At 68.3% G+C, this 22,843-nt stretch carries 21 protein-coding genes; 10 read left to right on the top strand and 11 right to left on the bottom strand.

The genetic code is table 11. The features are described from left to right. Positions 1-7: 7 nt before the first annotated feature. Genes OK015_RS17945 through sucB form a run of 3 tightly spaced genes read right to left on the bottom strand, consistent with a single transcriptional unit; the run spans position 8 to position 3,625 of the window. Positions 8-919 (bottom strand): NAD(P)H-binding protein, encoded by a 912-nt coding sequence (locus tag OK015_RS17945; RefSeq protein WP_268125019.1) that lies wholly within the window; start codon positions 917-919, stop codon positions 8-10. A 2-nt stretch (positions 920-921) separates the two neighbouring features. Then, positions 922-1,833 carry a TIGR01777 family oxidoreductase gene (locus OK015_RS17940; RefSeq protein WP_268125017.1) on the bottom strand — a complete coding sequence of 304 codons (912 nt, stop codon included), beginning with the start codon at positions 1,831-1,833 and terminating at the stop codon, positions 922-924. Between the two features lie 4 nt (positions 1,834-1,837). Then, on the bottom strand, positions 1,838-3,625 hold the full coding sequence (gene sucB, locus OK015_RS17935) for a 2-oxoglutarate dehydrogenase, E2 component, dihydrolipoamide succinyltransferase (protein WP_268125015.1): 1,788 nt from the start codon (positions 3,623-3,625) through the stop codon (positions 1,838-1,840). Between the two features lie 185 nt (positions 3,626-3,810). Here sucB and OK015_RS17930 point away from each other — a divergent pair, with 185 nt between their 5' ends. Further along, positions 3,811-5,577 carry an SDR family oxidoreductase gene (locus OK015_RS17930; protein ID WP_268125013.1) on the top strand — a complete coding sequence of 589 codons (1,767 nt, stop codon included), beginning with the start codon at positions 3,811-3,813 and terminating at the stop codon, positions 5,575-5,577. Positions 5,578-5,603: 26 nt separating this feature from the next. On the opposite strand, the gene OK015_RS17925 is transcribed toward OK015_RS17930, so the two are convergent. Further along, on the bottom strand, positions 5,604-7,163 hold the full coding sequence (locus OK015_RS17925) for a leucyl aminopeptidase (protein WP_268125011.1): 1,560 nt from the start codon (positions 7,161-7,163) through the stop codon (positions 5,604-5,606). Between the two features lie 39 nt (positions 7,164-7,202). Beyond that, positions 7,203-8,297: an adenylate/guanylate cyclase domain-containing protein gene (locus OK015_RS17920; RefSeq protein WP_268125009.1), complete on the bottom strand. Its 1,095-nt coding sequence runs from the start codon at positions 8,295-8,297 to the stop codon at positions 7,203-7,205. Positions 8,298-8,342: 45 nt separating this feature from the next. Between OK015_RS17920 and gcvT the strand changes: the two genes are divergently transcribed. Together gcvT and OK015_RS17910 are read left to right on the top strand one after the other, a co-directional pair. After that, a complete protein-coding gene (gene gcvT / locus OK015_RS17915; protein WP_268125007.1) occupies positions 8,343-9,458 on the top strand; it encodes a glycine cleavage system aminomethyltransferase GcvT in 1,116 nt (371 codons plus the stop codon). 55 nt (positions 9,459-9,513) lie between these two features. Continuing rightward, entirely contained in the window at positions 9,514-10,620 is a 1,107-nt protein-coding gene (locus OK015_RS17910) for a branched-chain amino acid aminotransferase (RefSeq protein WP_268125004.1), read from the top strand. 84 nt (positions 10,621-10,704) lie between these two features. On the opposite strand, the gene OK015_RS17905 is transcribed toward OK015_RS17910, so the two are convergent. From OK015_RS17905 to OK015_RS17890, 4 genes are read right to left on the bottom strand one after another with little or no spacing between them, the layout of a single operon-like run. Next, positions 10,705-11,463: an adenosylcobinamide-GDP ribazoletransferase gene (locus OK015_RS17905; RefSeq protein WP_268125002.1), complete on the bottom strand. Its 759-nt coding sequence runs from the start codon at positions 11,461-11,463 to the stop codon at positions 10,705-10,707. Then, positions 11,460-12,524, bottom strand: coding sequence for a nicotinate-nucleotide--dimethylbenzimidazole phosphoribosyltransferase (cobT, locus tag OK015_RS17900; RefSeq protein WP_268132867.1), 1,065 nt, complete (start codon positions 12,522-12,524; stop codon positions 11,460-11,462). The genes OK015_RS17905 and cobT overlap by 4 nt, the downstream gene beginning before the upstream one ends. Beyond that, complete coding sequence (locus OK015_RS17895; protein WP_268125000.1) at positions 12,521-13,057, bottom strand: bifunctional adenosylcobinamide kinase/adenosylcobinamide-phosphate guanylyltransferase; 537 nt, start codon at positions 13,055-13,057, stop codon at positions 12,521-12,523. The genes cobT and OK015_RS17895 overlap by 4 nt, the downstream gene beginning before the upstream one ends. A gap of 27 nt (positions 13,058-13,084) precedes the next feature. Then, complete coding sequence (locus OK015_RS17890) at positions 13,085-13,771, bottom strand: DUF3043 domain-containing protein (protein WP_442791128.1); 687 nt, start codon at positions 13,769-13,771, stop codon at positions 13,085-13,087. Positions 13,772-13,962: 191 nt separating this feature from the next. On the opposite strand from OK015_RS17890, the gene OK015_RS17885 reads away from it, so the two are divergent. Both OK015_RS17885 and OK015_RS17880 read left to right on the top strand, forming a co-directional pair. Next, entirely contained in the window at positions 13,963-15,039 is a 1,077-nt protein-coding gene (locus tag OK015_RS17885; RefSeq protein WP_268132863.1) for a glycerate kinase family protein, read from the top strand. A 70-nt stretch (positions 15,040-15,109) separates the two neighbouring features. Then, a complete protein-coding gene (locus OK015_RS17880) occupies positions 15,110-15,469 on the top strand; it encodes a HesB/IscA family protein (protein WP_268124998.1) in 360 nt (119 codons plus the stop codon). 24 nt (positions 15,470-15,493) lie between these two features. Here the strand turns inward: OK015_RS17880 and OK015_RS17875 are convergent, their stop codons facing one another. Continuing rightward, entirely contained in the window at positions 15,494-16,156 is a 663-nt protein-coding gene (locus tag OK015_RS17875; protein ID WP_268124996.1) for an Rv0361 family membrane protein, read from the bottom strand. 181 nt (positions 16,157-16,337) lie between these two features. Here OK015_RS17875 and OK015_RS17870 point away from each other — a divergent pair, with 181 nt between their 5' ends. Beyond that, on the top strand, positions 16,338-17,312 hold the full coding sequence (locus OK015_RS17870; RefSeq protein ID WP_268124994.1) for a carbohydrate kinase family protein: 975 nt from the start codon (positions 16,338-16,340) through the stop codon (positions 17,310-17,312). A 122-nt stretch (positions 17,313-17,434) separates the two neighbouring features. Here OK015_RS17870 and asnB read toward each other — a convergent pair whose 3' ends face one another. Next, positions 17,435-19,408 (bottom strand): asparagine synthase (glutamine-hydrolyzing), encoded by a 1,974-nt coding sequence (gene asnB / locus OK015_RS17865; protein WP_268124992.1) that lies wholly within the window; start codon positions 19,406-19,408, stop codon positions 17,435-17,437. 155 nt (positions 19,409-19,563) lie between these two features. Here asnB and ctaC point away from each other — a divergent pair, with 155 nt between their 5' ends. The 4 genes from ctaC (at position 19,564) to OK015_RS17845 (ending at position 22,830) form a co-directional block, all read left to right on the top strand. Further along, entirely contained in the window at positions 19,564-20,619 is a 1,056-nt protein-coding gene (ctaC, locus tag OK015_RS17860; protein WP_268124990.1) for an aa3-type cytochrome oxidase subunit II, read from the top strand. Positions 20,620-20,627: 8 nt separating this feature from the next. Then, on the top strand, positions 20,628-21,047 hold the full coding sequence (locus OK015_RS17855; RefSeq protein WP_268124988.1) for a cytochrome c oxidase subunit 4: 420 nt from the start codon (positions 20,628-20,630) through the stop codon (positions 21,045-21,047). 182 nt (positions 21,048-21,229) lie between these two features. After that, entirely contained in the window at positions 21,230-22,198 is a 969-nt protein-coding gene (locus tag OK015_RS17850; protein WP_268124986.1) for an MmpS family transport accessory protein, read from the top strand. After that, entirely contained in the window at positions 22,198-22,830 is a 633-nt protein-coding gene (locus tag OK015_RS17845; RefSeq protein WP_268124984.1) for a DUF2561 family protein, read from the top strand. Before OK015_RS17850 ends, OK015_RS17845 begins: the two co-directional genes overlap by 1 nt. The last annotated feature ends 13 nt before the right edge of the window (positions 22,831-22,843 follow it).

Here is a 22,843-nt window from a genome sequence, read left to right as displayed (position 1 = left end):
GCCAACGCTACGCGAACAGTTGGGGGTTCGCGGCTGTGTACTGCTCCAAGTATTGTTCGACGCTCAGTGCGGGTTGGCCGGTAATCTGCTCGACGTCGTCGGTGGACCGGTCGTAGCGGCCGGCGCGGTGCAACTGGGCCATCGTGGCGAGATGTTGCTGAACGTGTGCGGGCAGCCCCAGGGGCCGCAGCACCTCCTCGACCCAGGTGTCGTGCGCGACGTCGGTGCCGGTGATCGGTCGGTTCAGCCCGCGGGCGTACTCCGCGGCCAGTCCGTCGATGTCCAGGCTCTGCGGACCGGTCAACTCGTAGACGGCGCCGACGCGATCGGCCGGGTCCAGCAGCACCGCGCAGACCACCCGGGCAACGTCACTGGCCGCGATCGGCGAGGTCTTGCCGGCCCCGAACGGCAGCACCAGCAGGTTCCGTTCGCGCAACGACGGCGCCGCCAGCGAGGTCAAGAGCGGATTGTCCAGAAACACCGTCGGCCGCACATGCACCACCGGCACGCCCGACCAATTCATCACGTGCTCGGCGAGCCAGTGCAGGCGATGCTGACGGGACTCGCCGGTGCTCGTCAGCGTCATCTGCGACACCGTCATCTGCGACATGTTCACGATCACCTCGAGGCGACCCGATTCCAGCGCCGCCGCGCACACCACCGCGGTCGCCTGCAGATAGTCCGGTGAGACACTCATGGAAAAGAACATCCGGTCCGCTCCGGCCATCGCGTCGACGACGTCCTGCGGCACGGTCAGGTCGCCGACCACCACCTCGGCGCCCAACGCACGCAGCGAGTCGGCTCGTTCGTCGTCACGGTGCACCAGGGCGCGCACCTGCTCGCCGCGGGACCGCAATTCTTCGACCACGGTCCGGCTTACGCCGCCGACACCCCCGCCCGCTCCGGTGACCAAATACATGTCTAGTCCTGGTCGCGCCGGGCGGTGGCGTAAGCCAGCGCCTCGCCAATGGTGTTGTGGTGGAACTGAAAACCCGCGCGCTCCAAGGCGGATGGGATGGCACGCTGACCGGTCAGCAGCCCCTCGTCGGCGAATTCTCCGAGCGCGGCCCGGACAGCGAAGGCCGGCAGCATCATCGGAGTCGGACGGTTGATCGCGCTGCCCACGGCGGTGGTGAACTCGGCGTTGGTGACGGGCGCGGGGCCGGTCAAGTTCACCGGGCCGGACAGTGACGGGTGCGCGATGGCGAACAGCAAGGCCCGCACTTCGTCTTCCAGGCTGATCCACGACATGTACTGACGGCCACTGCCCAGCCGGGCGCCCAGGCCCACCGAGAACAGCGGGCGCATCCGGCGCAAAGCACCACCGGCCGCGGCCATCACCAGGCCGGTGCGGGCCAGCACCACGCGGGCGCCGCCATATTGGGCCGGCAACGTCGCGGCCTCCCAGTCTTCGCACAGCCGGGCGAGGAAACCCGTTCCCGCCCGGTCGTTTTCATCGACCACGCGGTCTTTGGTATCTCCGTAATAACCCACCGCGCTGGCGTTGATCAGAGTCTGGACGCCGGCCTCGGCGACCGCGTTGGCCAGCACCTCCGTGGGGGCGATGCGGCTGTCGCGCAGGCTCTGCTTGAACGCGCCCGACCACCGGCGCCGGCCGACGTTGACGCCGCACAGGTTGACGACCGCGTCGACATCGGTCAGCGGTTCGGGATCGAAATCACCGCTTTCCGGATTCCAGTGCAGCTCATCGGGATTGCCCGGCGTCCGGCGGACGATGCGCAACACCCGGTGGTCGGCGGCCCGCAGGGCCGCAGCCAAGGCGGAGCCGATCAGGCCGGATGAACCCGCAATCGCGATGACGGGCTTGGCCACTGCGCTAAAGCCCCAAATCGGCCTCGAACGCTGCCTCTTCGAGCCGGTGCTTGATCGTGGTGACGAATCGTCCGGCATCGGCCCCGTCGATCAGCCGATGGTCGTAGGTCAGCGGGAGGTAGCAAACCGAGCGCACCCCGATGGACTCGTTGCCCAACTCGTCGACGATCACCCGGGGCCGTTTGACGATGGCCCCGGTGCCCAGCATGGCGGCCTGCGGCGGAACCAGGATCGGGGTGTCGAACAACGCGCCCTGGCTGCCGATGTTGGTGATCGTGAAGGTGCCGCCGGACAACTCGTCGGGTTTCAGGTTGCCCGAGCGGGCGCGCTCGGCGATATCGGCGATCGCACGGGAGAGCCCGGCCAGCGACAGGTCGCCGGCATTGTGAATCACCGGGGAGAGCAGGCCCTGCTCGGTGTCGACGGCGAAACCGAGGTGCTCGGCGTCGTAGTAGGTGATCTCCTTGGAGTCCTCGTTGTAGCTGGCGTTGACGTTGGGGTGAATCTTCAGCGCGTCGATCACCGCCTTGGCGATGAACGGCAGGTAGGTCAGATTCACGCCCTCACGCTCGGCGAACGCCGTCTTGGCCCTGGCCCGCAGACCCACGATCTTGGTCATGTCGACCTCGTGGGTCTGGGTGAGCTGCGCCGTGGCCTGCAGGGATTCGCGGGTCTTCTTGGCGGTGAGCTGGCGGATCCGGTTGGCCTTCTGCGTGGTGCCGCGCAGGTGGGCCAGCGCGGGTGACGGCGTCGCAGCCGCGGGAGCCTTGGCTGCCGGCGCGGCGGGAGCCGGCGCGGCCGGTGCCGGCGCCTTCGCGGCCTCTTGCTTCTGCTGCGCGGCGGCCAGCACGTCCTGCTTGCGGATGCGGCCACCGACGCCGGTGCCCTTCACCGCGGAAAGGTCGATGTTGTTTTCGGTGGCCAGCTTTCGCACCAGCGGGGTCACGTACGGAGTGCCGTCACCCTGGGCTTCCACCGCGGGCTGGGCGGGTGCGGCTTGCGGAGCCGGGGTGGGCTCGGGCTTGGGTTGTGGCGTGGGCTCCGGAGCGGGCTTGGGGGCAGGCGGGGCCTCGGCCTTGGGTTGGGGCGCCGGTTCGGGCTTCGGCTCTGGCTTGGGAGCGGGCGGCGGAGAGGCAGAAGGAGCAGGCGCGGCGGAGCCGCTGCCGATCCGGGCCAACTCACCGCCGACCGCCACGGTGGCGTCTTCGTCGGCGGTGATGCTGAGCAGGACTCCGGCCACCGGTGACGGGATCTCGGTGTCCACCTTGTCGGTGGAGACCTCCACCAGCGCTTCGTCCACCTGGACCGAATCGCCGACCTTCTTGAGCCACCGGGTCACGGTGCCCTCGGTGACCGACTCGCCGAGCTCGGGCATCAGCACCGGGGTAGCGGTGCCGTCGCCGGAGCTCTGCGGCGCGGCCTGCGCAGCGGGTTCGGGCTGACGCTCGGGCTCCGGTTGAGGCGTGGGCTCGGGTTCCGGCTCGGGCTCCGGCGTGGATTCGGCCGCCGGTTGGCTGGGCGCCTGGGCGGGCGCGCCCGAGGCGCCGTCTTCGGCGGCCTCGCCGATGACGGCCAGCTCGCCGCCGACCTCGACGGTGTCGTCCTCCTGGGCGACGATCTTGGTCAGCACACCCGCGGCGGGTGCCGGGATTTCGGTGTCGACCTTGTCGGTCGACACCTCGACAAGCGGTTCGTCGAGCTCGACCGTGTCGCCTTCCTGCTTGAGCCAGCGGGTGACCGTCCCCTCGGTCACGCTCTCACCGAGTGCCGGCATCTGGACGGAGAAGGCCATCTCTTTTGACTCCTCGATTGCTCGTGGGTCGGCGCAGGACGACATCTGACTTACCACACCGTGGTGTACTGCAAGTTGACGTCGAAACTATCCTGTCATTGCCTCTGCGTCGGCACACAGCCAGGGCTGACCCGCTTGCTACGGTGTGCCGAATTGCCAGAGGTTCGCGGGGAGGCGGAGGTTCGATGCCGGCAACACAGCAGTTCGTCGACAGCGCGGACGACGTCCGCGTCGCGGTCTACGAAGAAGGCAACCCCAACGGTCCGACGGTTGTGCTGGTGCACGGCTGGCCCGACTCGCACGTGCTGTGGGACGGGGTCGTTCCGCTGCTGGCCGAGCGGTTCCGGATCATCCGCTACGACAACCGCGGGGTCGGCCTGTCCGGGGCGCCCAAGAGAGTCTCGGCGTACACGATGGCGCGCTTCGCCGACGATTTCGCGGCGGTGACAAGCGAACTGAGCGCCGGCCGGCCGGTGCATGTGCTGGCCCACGACTGGGGTTCGGTGGGTGTCTGGGAGTACCTGAAACGGCCTGGGGCCGGCGACCGGGTCGCCTCCTTCACGTCGGTGTCCGGCCCGAGTCAGGAGCAACTGGTCGAATACATCTTCAGCGGTCTGCGCCAACCGTGGCGCCCACGAAGGTTTGCCCGCTCGATCAGCCAGGCGCTGCGGCTCACCTACATGGTCTTCTTCTCGATCCCGGTGCTGGCGCCGCTGCTGATTCGGGCGGCGTTCTCGCTGCCCGCGCTGCGGCGCAACGTCGTCGATAACATTCCCGATGAGCAGATTCATCACTCCGCCAACATCGCCGGGGATGCGGCCAGTTCGGTAAAAACCTATCCCGCCAACTACTTTCGTTCGTTCTCCGGTCGCGGCCAGGCCATCCACGTCGTGGACGTGCCGGTGCAGTTGATCGTCAACACCCGTGACCGCTACGTGCGCCCGTATGGCTACGACGAGACCGCGCGGTGGGTGCCGCGGCTGTGGCGGCGTGACATCCGGGCCGGTCACTTTTCGCCGATGTCCCACCCGCAGGTGATGGCGGCCGCGGTGCACGAGTTCGCCGACCTGGCCGTGGGCAAAGCGCCCAGCCGCGCGCTGCTGCGCGCGCAGGTGGGCCGGCCCCGCGGCACCTTCGGCGACACCCTGGTGTCGGTCACCGGCGCCGGCAGCGGAATCGGTCGCGAGACCGCGTACGCCTTCGCCCGCGAGGGCGCCGAGCTGGTCGTCAGCGACATCGACGAGGCCGCCGTCAAGGAGACCGCGGCCGAGATCACCGCACGGGGCGGGGTCGCGCACGCCTACGTGCTCGACGTGTCCGACACTGGCGCGGTCGAGGCCTTCGCCGAGCTCGTCAGCGCCGAACACGGCGTGCCCGACATCGTGGTCAACAATGCGGGGATCGGGCAGGCCGGCCAATTCCTGGACACCCCCGCCGAACAGTTCGACCGGGTGCTCGACGTCAACCTCGGCGGCGTGGTCAACGGCAGCCGGGCGTTCGGGCGACGCTTGGTCGAGCGTGGCACCGGCGGGCACATCGTCAACGTGTCGTCGATGGCCGCCTACGCGCCACTGCAGTCGTTGAACGCCTACTGCACCTCCAAGGCGGCGACCTACATGTTCTCCGACTGCCTGCGTGCCGAACTCGAGGCCGCCGACATTGGCCTGACCACGATCTGCCCGGGCCTCATCGACACGAACATCATCAACACCACCCGGTTCGACGCTCCCGCCGGCAAGCACGACGGGCACGTCGACGGCCGGCGAGGCCAGCTGGGCAAGATGTTCGCGCTGCGCCGTTACGGGCCCGACAAGGTCGCCGACGCGATCTTGTCGTCGGTCCAGAAGAAGAAACCGATCCGCCCGGTCGCGCCGGAAGCCTATGCGCTCTACGGCGTTTCGCGGCTGCTGCCGCAAGCGCTGCGCAGTACCGCGCGCTTCCGGGTGATCTGAGGCGGCTTACCGCGCCGCGCCGTTCCCTAGCCCTTTTCGCAGATGTCTTCCAGCACGGCGAACATCGTCCGGGTCGGAACCCCGGTGGAGCCTTTCGGCGAGTACCCCCACGGGCTGCCGGTGTTGAAGGCCGGACCGGCCACGTCGATGTGCGCCCACTGCACGCCGTCGGCGACGAATTCGCGCAGGAACACCCCGGCCACCAGCATGCCGGCGAAGCGCTGGCCACTGATGTTGGACAGGTCGGCTACCTGGGACTTCAGGTCGTCCTTGAGGTCGTCGGGCAGCGGCATCGGCCAACCGTTCTCGCCCTCGGCCTGCGAGATCGCCGCGACCCGGTCGCGGAACTCGTCGCTGCCCATCACCCCGGGGATGCGGGCGCCCAGCGCCACCGTCTGTGCGCCGGTCAGCGTGGACGTCTCGATCAAATAGTCCGGGTTGTCTTCACATGCGCGCACGATGGCATCGGCCAGGATCAGTCGGCCCTCGGCGTCGGTGTTCTGCACCTCGACGGTGATCCCGCCGTACTGGGTGAGCACGTCGCCGGGCCGCTGCGCGGTCGCCGACGGCATGTTCTCGGCCATCGGCACGGTGGCGATCACGTCGATCGGCAGCTCGAGCTGCGCGGCCAGCGTGACGGTCGCGATCACGGCGGCGGCACCGCCCATGTCCGAGGTCATGTGATGCATCGAGGCGGCCGGCTTGATCGAGATGCCGCCGGTGTCGAACGTGACGCCTTTGCCGACCAGCGCAACCTTGCGGGCCTGTTTCGGTTTCTTGGCCAGCTTCGAACCGCGGTGGATCAACCGCACCAGCCGCGGGGGCCGCGACGAGCCCTGTCCTACACCGACAATGCCGCCGTAGCCGGCTCTTTGCAGCGCCTTGTCGTCCAGTATCTCCACTTCAAGGCCCACAGATTCCCCTAAAGCCCTTGCGCGCTTGGCGAATTCGGCGGGATACAGGTGGCTGGGCGGGGTGTTGACGAAGTCGCGCGCGGTGGCGACCGCGGTCGCGACGGCCGCACCGTGTTCGCTCTGCTGCTTGGCCTCTTTGGCCCCTTGTTTGTCCGAGGCGAGCACGGTGATTTTGCCCAGCCCTTGGTCTTTGGGCGCGGTCTTGCTGCTGCGGAAGGCGGTGAACCGGTAGCTGCCCAGGATCAGCCCTTCGACCGCGGCGGAGCCGACGCCCTCGCCGGGCAGCTCGGCGAGCGTGGTGATCACCGCTTCGGCCTTGCCCAGCGAGCGCGCGGCTACCCCGGCGGCCCGCCGGATGGTATCGGCGGGCCATTCGGATTGCGGCTTGCCCAGGCCGATCGTGAGCACGCTGGCCACCGGAAGCGACGGTATGACGAGCCGGTGTACCTGTTCACTGCCGCCGGTGGCGTCCAGCGCCCGCAGGCCGGCTTCGATGTCGGCGACGGCTTCGGTGGACAGGAAGGGCTCGGCGCAGACAACGGTCGCGCCCGGCCGGTCTTCGTCACCGGTCGAGACGACCGGCACGAGCAATACCGACGAACCCACACCACGTTTCGGCAGCGACGTGGCGACAGTGACGGAAGGAGCCTGGTATCCCGGTTCGGTACTCACGCGTAATAACCCTAGTCACCGGGGTAGGGGTTAGGTCGGCTACGTCCCCGCGTGCAGATCGAACGCGGCGACCGGAGCGTCAAAACCCTTGAGTGTCAACGGGCCTCGCGCGACCGCGGGCCACTCCGGCAACCTGTCACGCAGCTCGGTGGTGGCCAGGATCTGTTCCGGCGCCGCGGCGGCCACGAGTCGGGCGGCCAGGTTGACCGGGTTGCCGAAGTAGTCGCCGTTGATGGCCACCACCGTGCCGAATGCCAGCCCGGCGCGGACCTGTAGCCCCTCCTCGCGCGCCGCGGGGTGCTCGACGAGATCAACCGCCGCCCGCACCAGCGCCTCGGGCGCCGAACTCACCCACATCACCTCGTCGCCGATGAACTTCACTATCCGGCCGCCGTCGGCATGTACCACGTCGGAGACGGTGCCGGCGAACTCGTTGAGCATGTGCGACAACTCCGCCGGCGTCAGTGCCTGCGTCAGCGCGGTGAAGCCGGACAGATCCGCGAAGCCGACACCGCACACCACGGCCGAGGACGTGTCGCGAAGGACACCCTCGAAATGCGTTCGAGCGCTGGTCAGGTGATGGCGGTGCACGATGTCGATCAGTGCACCGAGTCGGGGGATGAACTCGGCGACCGACCGGTAGGCCTGCGCGGTGGCGAGTTCATCGCGGGTGTGAGTCATCTGGATGTCCGGCGTCCCGGCGCGGATCATCGTCGCCTCGGCTTCGGCGAGCCGGGCCATCGCGGCGCCCAGTACCCGCAGCAGGCCCAATGCGCCGTCCTGGCCGACCACGGTCTTGAGTGCCAGCCAGGTGGCCAGGGCGTCGACGTCGGCCTGGCTCAACACCGGAATATCGGGACCGGCGACGGTCAGGCCGAGTAAAGCCCAGGCGCGCGCGACGTCCTCGGCCGCGATCCCGAGTTCGTCGGCCGCGGTCTGCAACGTGTAGATCGGCCGTCCCGACCAGGACAGCACGTCGCCGGCCAGGCCGAACAGCCGGCCGCGCAGTTCGGCTTCCACCATCTCGTCGGTCGTGAAGCCAAGGTCGTCCAGATACTTGATCAGGTCGGCCCGCTCGCGCGCGTTGGCCACCCCGGCGGCCTCTAGCGCCTCGAAGTCCAGGAGATCGGCCACCCACCTGAGTGTGCCAGGTAGGGGTGACGATTAGGGTCGGATGGCGTGAGCGATGCGCCGGAGCTACTCAAGGGACCACTGGAAGACCGCCATCGCGAGTTGGGCGCCAATTTCGCCGAGTTCGGCGGCTGGCTGATGCCGGTGTCCTATGCGGGCACGGTCAGCGAGCACAACGCAACGCGCAACGCCGTGGGCCTGTTCGACGTCAGCCACCTCGGCAAGGCGCTGATCCGCGGTCCGGGCGCTGCCGAGTTCGTCAACTCCGCGCTGACCAACGACCTGGACCGGATCGCGCCGGGCAAGGCGCAATACACACTGTGCTGCACGGAATCCGGTGGCGTCATCGACGACCTGATCGCCTACTACGTCGACGACGACGAAATCTTCCTGGTGCCCAATGCCGCCAACACCGCCGCGGTGGTCGAGGCGCTGCAGGCCTTCCAGACCACCAATGCACCCGCCGGCCTGACGATCACCAACGAGCATCGCAACTACGCGGTGCTGGCGGTGCAGGGACCGCGATCGACCGACGTGCTCGGCGAGCTGGGCCTGCCGACCGACATGGATTACATGGCCTATGCCGATGCCACCTTCTCTTCGGTGCCGGTGCGGGTCTGCCGCACCGGGTACACGGGCGAGCACGGCTACGAACTGCTGCCGCCCTGGGACACCGCGGGCGTGGTGTTCGACGCGCTGGTGACGGCGGTGTCGAACGCGGGCGGCGAACCGGCCGGCCTGGGTGCCCGCGACACGCTGCGCACCGAGATGGGTTACCCGCTGCACGGGCACGAGTTGTCGCTCGACATCTCGCCGCTGCAGGCCCGATGCGGCTGGGCGATCGGCTGGAAGAAGGACGCATTCTTCGGCCGAGATGCGCTGCTGGCCGAGAAGGCGGCGGGGCCGCGACGGCTGCTGCGGGGTCTGCGGATGTCGGGCCGCGGTGTGCTGCGGCCCGCGCAGACGGTGCTTGTTGGGGATAAGCCGGTCGGGGTCACCACATCCGGGACGTTCTCGCCGACGTTGCAGTCGGGCATTGCTCTCGCATTGATCGACACCGACGCGGGGGTCGAAGACGGCCAGCAGATCACCGTCGACGTCCGCGGCCGCGCCGCGGAGTGCGAAGTGGTGCGTCCGCCGTTCGTCGAGCTGAAAACCCGCTAGCCGCCGCCGGTTCAGGGGGCAGAAACCGGTTGGTGCGCGCATATACAATCGGCGCATGACGAGCGGCCTTCTCGAGTTCACCGTTCAACGCGCGCCTAATCCCGCTTCGGGCGTTGAACGTGACTCCATCCTGGCCGACCCCGGTTTCGGCAGATTCTTCACCGACCACATGGTCTCAGTCGACTACGACGAGGCCCAGGGCTGGCACAACGCGCGGGTGGTTCCGTACGGCCCGATTCAGCTGGATCCATCGGCGATCGTGCTGCACTACGCGCAGGAGGTGTTCGAGGGGCTGAAGGCATACCGGTGGGCCGACGGCTCCGTTGTGTCGTTTCGCCCGGACGCCAACGCCGCCCGGATGCGCTCGTCGGCCCGGCGGATCGCGATACCCGAACTGCCCGCCGACATCTTCCTGGAATCCCTGCGCCAGCTCATCGCTGTCGACAACGCCTGGGTGCCGCGCGCGGGCGGCGAAGAGGCACTTTATCTGCGGCCGTTCATCTTTGCGACGGAACCGGGACTGGGGGTACGGCCGGCCAAGCACTACCGGTACCTGCTGATCGGTTCACCGGCCGGCGCGTACTTCAAAAACGGCATCAACCCCGTCGACGTCTGGGTGTCAACGGATTACGTGCGGGCCTGCCCCGGCGGCACCGGTGCGGCCAAGTTCGGCGGCAACTATGCCGCGTCGCTGGTGGCTCAGGCCGAAGCCGCGGAAAACGGTTGCGACCAAGTGGTTTGGCTGGACGCCGTCGAGCGTCGCTTCGTCGAAGAGATGGGCGGCATGAACCTGTTCTTCGTGCTGGGCAGCGGCGGCACCTCGCGGCTGGTCACCCCGGAGCTGTCCGGCTCGCTGCTGCCCGGCATTACCCGGGATTCGTTGCTGCAGTTGGCACTTGATGCCGGGTTCACGGTCGAAGAGCGCAAGATCGATATCGACGAGTGGCAGAAGAAGGCCACCGCGGGGGAGATCACCGAGGTATTCGCGTGTGGTACTGCCGCGGTCATCACGCCGGTCGCGCGGGTGAAGTACGCCGACACCGAGTTCACCATCGCCGATGGTGAACCGGGCGAAGTGACGATGGCGCTGCGCGACACACTGACCGGCATCCAGCGCGGTACCTTCGCCGACACGCACGGCTGGATGTCCCGGCTGGGCTAGGTACACGGCTGGCGAGTGTGCGGCCAGCTTCACGTTCGGCACCGAGTGCGCGGCCAGCCGCACACTCGGCCTGAGTGCGCCCGGCTAGAAGCGGACCAGCGCCGCAAGCGTCACCGCGCTGACCGTCGTGGTCAGCTCGATCGCCGCGCCCAGCACGTCGCCACTGATGCCGCCGAAGCGGCGCACGCAGTGCCCGACCAGCACCGCGCCGAAGCACACCCCCAGCAGCACCGCGGCCGGCCCCTGCCACGGTCGCGGACCCGCTACCAGCGAAACCCCAACCAGCACCACGATCCAGCCGGCGACGACCGGGATCGGTTGAGTACCGGCGACCTGGGCGCCCAGGGCGCTTCCGCCGGCCGCCGGCACCGAACGGCGGCAGGCCAGCACCGCGCTCACCCGGCCGGCGGCGACCGCCACGACGATCGCGGGGAGCCCATGCCGCCAGGTCGCGCAGAGCGCCGAAAATGCCAATCCCTGCACCATGATTACCAGCACGACGGCCGCGACGCCGAACGGTCCCGTAGACCCGTCGCGCATCACCGCCAGTGCGCGTGGCGGCGGCCCGTAGCAGCCCAGCCCGTCGGCCGTATCCGCGACGCCGTCGATGTGCAGTCCGCGGGTGGCGAGCAAAAGCACTGCCACCGCCAGCAATCCCGGCAGCGGGCTGGACACACCGAAGGCCAGCGAGGCGCCCCAGCTGATGCCCGCCGCCAGGGCTCCCAAGGCTGTGCCGACCACCGGCAGCGCGGTCATGGCGCCACGGCCCATCGGCGCGTCGGGTACGGCCGGCACGGGCAAGACCGTTCCGAATGCGAAAGCCGTTGCCACCGAACGAATCACGGGGAAGGTAGCGCATCGTCGGGCCGGGCGGCGACACCGGCCTCGGTGAACGTCGCCATCGACGACAGCGTGGCGACCGCGGCCCGCAGCACCGGCAGCGCGAGCGTCGCGCCGCTGCCCTCGCCCAGCCGCATGCGCAGGTCCAGGATCGGGTCCAACTCCAGCGCGGTCAGGGCCAGCGCATGACCCGGTTCGGTAGAGCGGTGGCCCGCCTGCCACCACTGTCGTGCGCCCGGTGCCAGGCGTTCGGCGACCAGCGCGGCGGCCGTCACCGCCATGCCGTCGAGCAGCAGCGGGGTGCGCCGCACCGCGGCTTGTGCGCAAAAGCCGGCCATCGCGGCCAGATCCGCGCCACCGCAACAGCGCAGCACCGCGACCGGGTCGGGCAGTACCGGTCGCGTCCGGAAAAGCGCATCGCGGACCGCGGCCGTCTTGCGGGCCCAGCCGGCGTCGTCGATTCCGGAGCCGAAGCCGACCACGGCGACCGGCTCGGCATTCGTCAGCGCCGCCACCAGAACCGCCGCCGCGGTGGTGTTTCCGATACCCATGTCGCCGGCGATGAGCAAGTCGGCGCCCGCGTCGACCTCTTCGTCGGCGATGCGCTGGCCCGCCGCGATCGCCCGGGCCGTCTCCTCGTCGCTCAACGCGTCCTGTACCGCGATATCGCCGCTGGCCCGCCGCACTTTGTGGGCGCCGATCTGCTCCGAGAGCGGCTCGCCGTCCACCGCCAGATCGGCGATCCGCACCGTCGCGTCCGCGATCGCGGCCAGCGCGTTGATCGCCGCCCCACCGGCGTCGATGTTGGCGACCATCTGGGCGGTCACCTCCGGCGGATACGCCGACACCCCGGAGCGGGCCACGCCATGGTCACCGGCAAACACCACCACCCGGGCGCGCTCGAACTGCCGTGGCGGGCAATGCCCCTGGCACGACGCGATCCAGACGGACAGGTCCTCGAGGCGGCCCAGGGCGCCACGCGGCTTGGTCAGGCTGTCCTGACGCGCGCGGGCAGCCGCGGCGGTGGTCGCGTCGGGCGACGAGATCGGCGCGAATTCCATTATCTCCCTGACGGTTTGATCGACACCGGCTGACCGGCCATCACCAACACCACCTGCTCGCACAGTGCCGCGACGCGTTGGTTGACCGAACCCAGCTCGTCGGCAAACCGGCGGCCCGACGCGGTGGCGGGCACCACGGTCAGCCCCACCTCTGGACTGACGAGCACCAGCGTCGATTCAAATGCGGCGACCGCGCCGACCATTTCGTCGATCGGCGCGGCGACCGAGCCGTTCTCCCATGCGTGGTGGCGATCCAGCGTGCCGGTCAGCCAGGCGCCGAGGTCGTCGACCAGCGTCGGGGTATTTGGCGACCGCCGTAATTCGCTTGTGATGTCCTGAGTTTCGACTGTCGACCAGTGCGCGGGCCGACGGTCGCGGTGTGTGGCGACCCGGTGTGCCCAGTCCGCATCATCCTGGCCGCCGGGGCCCGACGCCAGGTAACGGACCGGCTGGCCGGGGGGAAGGGACCTGGCGATGGCCTCCTCGGCCCAGCGGGACTTGCCCGACCTGATCCCGCCGAGCACCAGGGTGCGCACTGGGGTCAGAAAGCTTTGCGGCAACGGTCAGTCGACACGGCTGCCGCGCTCGACCTGGGGCCGGGGAGCCCGCATCCGGCGCATCTGGGAAGCCCGACCGGCCGCATAAAGCCCAAGCTTCCAACGGCTTTCGGTGTTGCTCGGGAATTTCGCGTCGACCAGCTTGCTGACCTTGCGGCCCAGGATCACGCCGTCGATGCCCATGACCACAGTAATCACCAGCATTGCGGGCGAGATGAACAGCTGCAGTTGCGGAACGGCGAACATCACGAAGAGCAGGGCCAGCGTCGACGGCATGAACAGGCCGAGCACGTTGCGCCGGGAATCCACCACGTCGCGCACATAGCGGCGGATCGGACCCTGGTCGCGTGGCAGCAGGTATGCCTCGTCACCGGCCAGCATGCGTTCCCGGCGATCGGTCATCCGGGCCCGGCCGGCAGTGCGCTCGGCTTTGCGCTCCTCGCGGCTGAGTTTGGGGCCGGCCAAGGTTTTGCGGCGAGCCCGCGCCTCGGCGGCGGTCTTGGGTGCCGGGGCAACGGGCCCCTTCTTCGCATTCCGTCGGGCGGCTTCGCGCTTGGGCGTGGGCCGGCCCTTGGGGTCGGTCCGGCGTGCCGCGCGAGACGCCGCATCCGAGGCGGCATCGGAGGTGGCCGGTGCCACGAGGTCGCCGTCCGGGACCTGCGCATGGGTTTTCTTACGGCCCAACAACTTCACAACCGCCAGGTTACTTCGCGGCCGACCCGGTTTCCGAATGACCCCGTCAGGCATCGCGATAGCTCTGCGGCCGCAGGTTAGTTGGACCTACCCTTAACAGTGATGAACGGCTACGGGTGATGGACAACGGCTCGATGGCCTCGGACGATGTAGCCACTGGTCTTTCTCCGGGTCGATTGCAGTTGCCGGCTATGCGGGTGCTGGTGGCCCCGGATTGCTACGGCGACAGTCTTTCGGCGGTAGAAGCTGCCGCCGCTATCGCGACCGGCTGGGGTCGGTCGCGTCCGGGCGACCAGTTCATCGTTGCCCCGCAGTCCGACGGCGGCCCGGGTTTCGTCGACGTGCTGGCCAATCGAGTGGGGGAGAAGCGATCCGTCGAGGTCTCCGGGCCGATGGACACGACGGTGGATGCGGAATGGGTGTGGGACGCGGCGTCGGCGACCGCGTACCTGGAGTGTGCGCAGGCCTGCGGCACGGGATTACTCGGCCGTCCGGCCGACCCGGAGACGGCGCTGACGGCGCACAGCAGGGGAGTCGGACAGCTCATCGCCGAAGCGCTGCGGTGCGGGGCGAGGCGGATCGTGGTCGGGCTCGGCGGCAGCGCGTGCACCGACGGCGGGCAGGGCATGATCGCCGAGCTGGGCGGCCTGGAAGTCGCTCGGCGGCAGTTGGCCGACGTCGAGCTCATCGCGGCCGCGGACACCGAATATCCGCTGGTGGGGCCCTGGGGTGCGGCCAGGGTGTTCGGGCCGCAGAAGGGCGCCGACACGGCCACCGTCGCGGCACTGGAAGTCCGCCTCGAGGCGTGGGCGCTGCAACTGGAAGCGGCGGCCGGACGTGACGTCAGCTCCGAACCCGGGGCCGCCGCCGCCGGGGGGATCGGCGCGGGTCTGCTCGCGCTCGGAGGCCGCTGCGAGTACGGCGCCGAGATCATCGCCGAGCACACCCACTTGGAGGAGGACCTCGAGACGGCAGACATGATCGTCACCGGTGAGGGCAAGTTCGACGAGCAGTCGCTGCACGGGAAGGTGGTCGGGTCGCTCGCGGCCGCGGCCGGCCCGCTGGGGATTCCGGTGATCGTGCTGGCCGGGCAGGTCGGTCTGGAGAAAACCGCGGTGCGCACGGCGGGCATCATGTCCGCGCTGTCCATGGCCGAGTACGCCGGCTCGGTGGGATTGGCACTGGCCGACGCGGCAAATCAGCTGATGGGATTAGCGTCACAGGTGGCGGCGCGGCTCGGGAATAGCGGTCCCGCGAGGTACCGTTGAGACATTGGGTTTTACCCGAGTGGCTCGGGTGCCCGGGCACCTACCCAACAACAGGCATGTAGGAGAAGCAATGACGGTGCAAAACGAGTCGAGCGCCACGACCACCCACGGCGTAATCCTGACCGAGGCCGCCGCCACCAAGGCGAAGTCCCTGCTGGACCAAGAGGGACGCGACGACCTGGCGCTGCGTATCGCGGTGCAGCCGGGCGGATGCGCTGGCCTGCGCTACAACCTGTTCTTCGACGACCGCGCGCTGGACGGCGACCTGACCGCGGACTTCGGTGGTGTGAAGCTGACGGTGGACCGGATGAGCGCGCCCTACGTGCAAGGCGCGTCGATCGACTTCGTGGACACCATCGAGAAGCAGGGCTTCACCATCGACAACCCCAACGCCACCGGTTCGTGCGCCTGCGGGGACTCCTTCAACTGACCCGCAACGGCTAGCACCGGGCGCTTAGTACGAGCCCCCGGTACGCAGCACGTACGAGCACACCAAGATGTCGCCGCGCTGGAACAGCAGCTGCGCGACGCCTTGGACCTGACCGCGCAGCGGGCCGCCGGTGGCAGGCGAAACCTGCATCGTGAACAGCGCCTGAGCCTGGTACTGCGACAAGTAGACGATCTTGTCGACCGAGGTCAGCTCGACCTTCGAAAACTGCTTGCGGAACGCGTCGCTGCTCAACTTGGCCAGCGCCTGGTCGGAACGCCTGTCGCGCACGCCGTCATACAGGCCGCAGAGCGCGTTGCGGGCGATCTCCTCGGTGTTGCGGCTCTCCAGCGCGTCCAGATAGCCCTGAATCGCGGTTTTGGCCGATGTCTCGGAGAACGCGGCACCGGTATTGGCCCCATTGGTGCGCACCCCGTAGACGATCGCCGCCGTCAGCGCGGCGACCAGTGTGATGGCCGCCACCACCCCGATGATCACCCGCCGCGGTGAGCGCCGCTTCGCATACCCCGGCGGCGGGCCGGGGTATCCGCCCGGCGGCGGTTCGTGGGCTGGCCCGGGCGCGTAGGCGGTGTCGCCGACCGGGGGATCGTGCGGGAAGTCGACCGGCTCGCTGTAGGGCGCGGGTCCATCGCCGCCGACAGCGTGGTTCGGCGAGTGGGGACCGCCCATTGTCGTTCTCCTACGGTGGTAGACGAGACCACGAGCGGGTACCGCCCGGGTATTCGGTCCCGGCGACTTGAGTGAGTTCCCTAGGGAGGCTAGCGCACCCCCTTTCGCCGACCGCGGACGCAACGTCGGTCGAAACGCGTGGGTAGGCTGGACGCGCTTACCAATGAAGGGTGGAGATTTCGTGACGATCGCGGTGACCGGTTCGATTGCGACCGACAATCTGATGCGTTTCCCTGGCCGGTTTTCCGAGCATCTGCTGGCCGAGCATCTACAGAAGGTTTCGCTCAGCTTCCTGGTCGACGACCTGGTGATTCATCGCGGCGGCGTGGCGGGCAACATCGCCTTCGCCATCGGTGTGCTGGGCGGTGACGTCGCGCTGGTCGGTGCGGCCGGCGACGATTTCGGCGAATACCGCGAATGGCTGGAGCGCCACGGGGTCAACTGCGAGAACGTGCTGATCTCCAAGACCGCGCACACCGCCCGGTTCACCTGCACGACCGACGAGGACATGGCCCAGATCGCGTCGTTCTACCCGGGCGCCATGTCGGAGGCCCGCAACATCAAGCTGTCCGACGTCGTGTCGTCGGTGGGTAAGCCGGACCTGGTCATCATCGGGGCCAACGACCCCGACGCGATGGTCGTGCACACCGAGGAGTGCCGGAAGCTCGGCTTGGAGTTCGCCGCCGACCCGTCGCAGCAGCTGCCCCGCCTGTCCGGGGAAGAGATCAACAAGCTGATCGAGGGTGCGGCCTACCTGTTCACCAACGACTACGAGTGGGAGTTGCTGCTCAACAAGACCGGCTGGTCAGAGGCCGACGTGCTGGAGAAGGTCGGCCTGCGGGTGACCACGCTGGGCGCCAAGGGCGTGGACATCGTCGATCGTGACGGCACCACCACCCACGTCGGCGTGGTGCCGGAGAACAGCCTCACCGACCCGACCGGCGTCGGCGACGCGTTCCGGGCCGGCTTCCTCACCGGCCGCAGCGCCGGGCTGAGCCTGGAGCGTGCGGCCCAGCTGGGCTCGCTGGTGGCGGTGCTGGTGCTGGAGTCGACCGGTACGCAGGAGTGGACGTGGGACCGCGACGTCGCCAAGACCCGGCTGGCGGACGCCTACGGTGACGAGGCCGCCGCCGAGATCGCCGCGGTGCTGGTCTAACCCGACCTAAGCCCGCTTCGCTTCGCGAATGTAACGCCATTGCTGTTTGCGGCGCGATTTTTCGCCGTGGCGTTACATTCACGGCGACATTCACGGCGCGCACGACATTCACGGCGGGCACGCTAGAGCTGCACCGGGTACACGGGCTCGCTGATCTGGGGCACCACGGTGTGCTCGACGAAGATCGCGTGCCAGAGCATGAAGATCAGCACCGTCCACAGCCGGCGGCTGTGGTCGGTGACGCCGCTTCGGTGTTCGTCGAGCATCCGGCGCACGGCGGCGGCGTCGACCAGGTATCCGGTCTGCGAGGCGTCCACCATCGCGTAGGCCCACTCCAGCAGTTCGCCGGCGCGCAGCCAATGCCGGATGGGCACCGGAAACCCGAGTTTGGGCCGGTGCAGCACGTGCGCGGGGACGATGGGTTCCAATGCTCGCCGCAGCGCGTACTTGGTGGTCGTCCGGGTGATCTTCGCCTCGACGGGTAATCGGGACGCGACGGCGAATACCTCCGGATCCAGGAACGGCACCCGAAGCTCCAGCGAGTTGGCCATCGTCATCTTGTCGGCCTTGACCAGAATGTCGCCGCGCAGCCAGGTGAACAGGTCGACGTGCTGCATCCGGGCGACCGGGTCCCACCCCGTCGACTCGGCGTACACCGACGCCGTCACGTCGGTATGCGTCCACTCCTCGCGGAACCCGGTCAGCACGTCGCGCAGCTGCGCGTCCGAGAAGCTGCGGGCGTTGCCGTAGTAGCGCTCCTCGAGGGTCAGCGAACCCCGATGCAGCAGGCTCTTGCCGCGCATGCCCTGGGGCAGCGGTTTGCTCATCTTGCCCACCGAACGCCGCAGCGGCCGGGGCAGATAGTCAAAGGGCTTGAGCGACAACGGCTCTCGATAGATCGTGTAGCCGCCGAACAGCTCGTCGGCGCCTTCGCCGGAGAGCACCACCTTGACGTGTTTGCGGGCCTCGCGCGCGACGAAGAACAGCGGGACCAGTGCGGGGTCGGCCACCGGCTCGTCGAGGTACCACACGATCTCGGGCAGCGCGGCGACGAACTCGCCCGGGCTGACCACCTTGGCGATGTGGCGGGCGCCGATCGCCTCCGCTGAGGCCACCGCGACGTCGACCTCGGAGAATCCCTCCCGCTCGAATCCGGTGGTGAAGGTGATCAGCCGGGGGTTGTGCCGGATGGCCAGCGCCGCGATGGCGGTGGAGTCGATGCCGCCGGACAGGAACGCCCCGACGGTGACGTCGGCGCGCATGTGCTTGGCCACCGAATCCTCGAGCACCGCGGTGATCTCGTCGTAGCGCGCCTGCTCGGTGTCGCGGGTCAACGGCACTGCGGCGAACCGCGGCACGAAGTAGCGCGTGATCTGCGGTGCCAACCCGGGCCGGATCCGCGCGTAGCAGCCCGATTCGAGCCGGCGCACCCCGCGGTGCAGCGTCTCGGGCTCCGGCACGTACTGCAGGACGGTGTAGTGCTGGACGGCTCGGGTGTCGATCGCGGTGTCGAAACCCACCAGATCGGCCAGATCCAGCAGGCATTTCTTCTCACTGGCCACCGCCGTGCCGCCGCTGCCGGTCGCCATGAACAGCGGCTTGATCCCGAAAGGGTCGCGGGCGCAGAACAATTCGCGGGTGACGGTGTCCCACAGCGCGAAGGCGAACATCCCGCGCAGCCGTGTCAACACGGCGGCGCCCCAGTGGTGGTAGCCGGCGACGATGGCCTCGCCGTCCCCGTCGGTGGCGAAGGCGGCGCCGTGCTGGGCGGCCAGTTCGGCGCGCAGCTCGAGGTAGTTGTAGATCTCGCCGTTGAACACCAGGACGTAGCGGTCGGGGGCCTCGGGGGGCCCCCAGCGCAGCGGCTGATGCGAGTGCGCGATGTCGATGAAGGACAGCCGGTTGAAGCCGAACATGACTTTTCCTGGTGCGCCGTCCATGTCCGGGTCGAACAACCCGCCGGGCTCGTCGGGCCCGCGGTGGCGCATCAGGCGCAACGAGCGGGTGATGGCGTCATCGGTGCTGCTTGAGCCGGGGCCGGCCGCCCGGTTGTCCAGGCTGGCCGGGTCCGCGACAAAGGCCAGGAGTCCACACACGGCGCCTCAGTATGCCGCACTTCGGCGATGCTTGGGGGCGCCGCACCGGGCCGGCTCGCGACGACGCGGCGGCTGACGGGCCGGGGTTTAGTCGCCGGGCTGAGCGGCGTGGTCTACGCTGCGTAGTATTCGACATTCGAGCAGGAGGCGCCAAGGTGACACCCGGCGGGCAGTTCCGTTCGCAGCGTTTGTCGCAGGGCATATTTCGACCGCTGGCGCTGGCCGGGACGCTGGCGATACTGGCGGTCACCCTCAGCGGATGCAGCTGGCAAACGGTGTTTGCTCTGGGCTGGCCCGAGGGCATCACGCCGCAGGCGCACGTCAACCGCGAACTGTGGATCGGCGCGGTGATCGCTTCGCTGGTCGTCGGTGTGATCGTGTGGGGCCTGATCTTCTGGTCGGCGGCTTTCCACCGGAAGAAGGCCACCGACACCGAGCTCCCGCGCCAGTTCGGCTACAATATGCCGCTGGAGCTGGTGCTCACGGTGACGCCGTTCCTGGTCATCTCGGTGCTGTTCTACTTCACGGTTGTCGTCCAGGAGAAGATGCTGCACCTGGACAAGAACCCCGAGGTTGTGATTGACGTCACGGCCTTCCAGTGGAACTGGAAGTTCGGCTATCAGCGCGTCAACTTCAAGGACGGCACGCTGAGCTACGAGGGTGCCGACGACGCCCGCAAAAAGGCGATGGTCTCCAAGCCGGAGGGCAAAGACGAGCACGGCGAAGAGCGCGTCGGGCCGGTACGCGGAATCAACACCGAGGACCGGACCTACCTGAACTTCGACAAGGTCGAAACCCTGGGGACCCCCGAGGAAATTCCGATCCTGGTGCTGCCGGCCGGCAAGCGCATCGAATTCCAATTGAATTCAGCTGATGTCATCCACGCTTTCTGGGTACCGGAATTCCTCTTCAAGCGCGATGTGATGGCGTACCCGAAGCAAAACAACTCTGTCAACGTGTTCCAGGTCGAAGAGATCACCAAGACCGGGGCATTTGTCGGGCACTGCGCGGAGATGTGCGGCACGTATCACTCGATGATGAACTTCGAGGTCCGAGTGGTTGAGCCCAATGACTTCAAGGCCTATTTGCAGCAACGGATCGACGGAAAGACGAACGCCCAAGCGTTGCAGGCGATCGCCCAGGCCCCGCTAGCGGTGACCACCCATCCGTTCGAGACCCGCCGCGGCGAACTGACCCAACCAGTAGGTTAGGACACGCAATGCATATCGAAGCGAGGCTGTTCGAATTCTGCGCCGCGTTCTTCGTGTTCTGCGCGGTGCTCTACGGCGTGCTGACCGCGCTGTTCGCCACCGGCGGTGAAGAGTGGGCGGGCACCACCGCGTTGGCGCTGACCGGCGGCCTGGCGCTGATCACGGCTACCTTTTTCCGGTTCGTGGCTCGTCGTCTCGACACCCGACCCGAGGACTACGAGGGAGCTGAAATCAGCGACGGTGCAGGGGAATTGGGATTCTTCGCGCCGCACAGCTGGTGGCCGCTGATGCTCGCGTTGTCGGGTTCGGTGGCCGCTGTCGGCATCGCGCTCTGGCTGCCGTGGCTGATCTTCGCCGGCGTGGTGTTCATCCTTGCTTCGGCCGCGGGATTGGTCTTTGAGTACTACGTAGGCCCGGAGAAGCACTGATTTGCGTCTCAAAGGTAACAATCCGGGCATCAGTTGAGCCGTCGCCCGTTTGCCCCGACTTCTTTGCGCTGCTCGGTTCGGTAGGGTTTGCGCAGGCACATGAGAATCTCCCGAGCACGCGTGGCACGACGTACGCCTCAAGCCCCGTGCGCAGGTGATGCAGTTGGACAGGGCAGGCAGACATGAGCGGGCCGAAACCCCCGGGATGGGAACCCGAAGAATCCGATTCCGCCAGTGAGCTCCACCACGAACCGAATTCCGTCAGCGATCCCGACGACGAATTGGAACCGGCCGACGAGCACGACGGCGAATTGCATTCCGATCGCGAACTCGAACCGTTAGGCGACAGCGGCGCAATAGCGGCGGCGGACCGAACCGGAGAGACGGACGCCTATTCGCGCGCCTACTCCGCACCCGAGTCCGAGCATTTCATCAGTGGGCCGTATGTACCGGCCGACCTGGGACTCTACGACTACGAGAGCTACGACGACGCACCCGATGACGACGACGACGATGGCGACTCCGCTCCTCGCTGGCCGTGGGTGGTCGGCGTCGCCGCCATCGTGGCTGCGATCGCGCTCGTGGTGTCGGTGTCACTGTTGTTCGCGCGCAATGACACCAACAAACTTGCCAATCCTGGCACCAGCACCTCATCGACGCCGCCGGTGCAGGACGAAATCACCACGACCAAGCCCCCGCCACCGCCGCCTACCACCGAACCACCACCGCCCCCGACAGCTACGGAGACCCAGACCGTGACGGTGACGCCACCGCCTCCGCCTCCGCCGCCACCACCGGCGCCCACCACCGCGCCGCCCGCCACGACGTCGGCCACCGCGGCCCCGCCGCCGGCGCCTCCGCCGCCGACGACACCGGCCGGTCCGCGACAGGTCACCTATTCGGTGACCGGTACCAAGGCACCGGGCGACATCATTTCGGTGACCTACGTCGACGCCTCCGGCCGGTCGCGCACCCAGCACAACGTGTACATCCCGTGGTCGATGACGGTCACACCGATCTCGCAATCCGACGTCGGCTCCGTCCAGGCGTCCAGCCTTTTCCGGGTCAGCAGGCTCAATTGTTCGATCACCACCAGCGACGGAACGGTGCTGTCGTCGAACAACACCGACCAGCCGCAGACGAGCTGCTGATGGTCAGCAGATACTCCGCGTACCGACGCGGGTCCGACGCCGTTCCGCCGGATGTCATCGATCGGATTCTGCTGGGTGCGTGCGCGGCGATCTGGCTGCTGTTGCTGGGGGTCAGCGTGGCCGCTGCCGTCGCGCTGGCCGATCTGGGCCGGGGCTTCCACAGCGCGGCCGGGAACGCGCACAGCACGCCGTGGGTGCTCTACGCCGTCATCATCGTGTCCGCGTTGATCATCGCGGGGGCCGTCCCGGTGCTGCTGCGGGCCCGCCGCATGACCAAGGCCGAACCGCCGGTCGTTCGTTCGACGGCGCTGCAGGGACGCCCGTCGACCAGACCGCCCGCCGCGCGCACCGTGGTCGAGCGGGTACGCCCCCGGCGCGCTCAGGCGGCGGACGCGGCCGGGGAGTGGTCCGGCGAGGCCGTGGACCGAATCTGGTTGCGCGGCACCGTCATTTTGACCGGCATCATGGGCATCGCGCTGATTGCGGTTGCCGCGGCGACCTACTCGATGGCCGTCGGCCACGACGGGCCGTCCTGGGTCGGCTACGGGCTGGCCGGGGTCGGCACGGCGGCGATGCCGGCGGTCGAGTGGCTCTTCGTCCGGCAGCTACGCCGCGAGGTTGCCGCGAAGTGATCTAGGGCCTCAG

It is taken from the genome of Mycobacterium sp. Aquia_216, from assembly GCF_026723865.1.
Lineage (GTDB): Bacteria > Actinomycetota > Actinomycetes > Mycobacteriales > Mycobacteriaceae > Mycobacterium.
Note: the sequence above shows the minus strand (reverse complement) of the source record. Positions and strands in the feature narration are given on the sequence as shown.

Bases quoted from the DNA above. Each gene is read 5' to 3' on its own strand.
- OK015_RS17945 (WP_268125019.1), bottom strand. From the start codon at position 919: ATGTATTTGGTCACCGGAGCGGGCGGGGGTGTCGGCGGCGTAAGCCGG.
- sucB (WP_268125015.1), bottom strand. From the start codon at position 3,625: ATGGCCTTCTCCGTCCAGATGCCGGCACTCGGTGAGAGCGTGACCGAG.
- OK015_RS17930 (WP_268125013.1), top strand. From the start codon at position 3,811: ATGCCGGCAACACAGCAGTTCGTCGACAGCGCGGACGACGTCCGCGTC.
- OK015_RS17910 (WP_268125004.1), top strand. From the start codon at position 9,514: ATGACGAGCGGCCTTCTCGAGTTCACCGTTCAACGCGCGCCTAATCCC.
- OK015_RS17885 (WP_268132863.1), top strand. From the start codon at position 13,963: ATGCGGGTGCTGGTGGCCCCGGATTGCTACGGCGACAGTCTTTCGGCG.
- OK015_RS17880 (WP_268124998.1), top strand. From the start codon at position 15,110: ATGACGGTGCAAAACGAGTCGAGCGCCACGACCACCCACGGCGTAATC.
- OK015_RS17875 (WP_268124996.1), bottom strand. From the start codon at position 16,156: ATGGGCGGTCCCCACTCGCCGAACCACGCTGTCGGCGGCGATGGACCC.
- OK015_RS17855 (WP_268124988.1), top strand. From the start codon at position 20,628: ATGCATATCGAAGCGAGGCTGTTCGAATTCTGCGCCGCGTTCTTCGTG.
- OK015_RS17850 (WP_268124986.1), top strand. From the start codon at position 21,230: ATGAGCGGGCCGAAACCCCCGGGATGGGAACCCGAAGAATCCGATTCC.
- OK015_RS17845 (WP_268124984.1), top strand. From the start codon at position 22,198: ATGGTCAGCAGATACTCCGCGTACCGACGCGGGTCCGACGCCGTTCCG.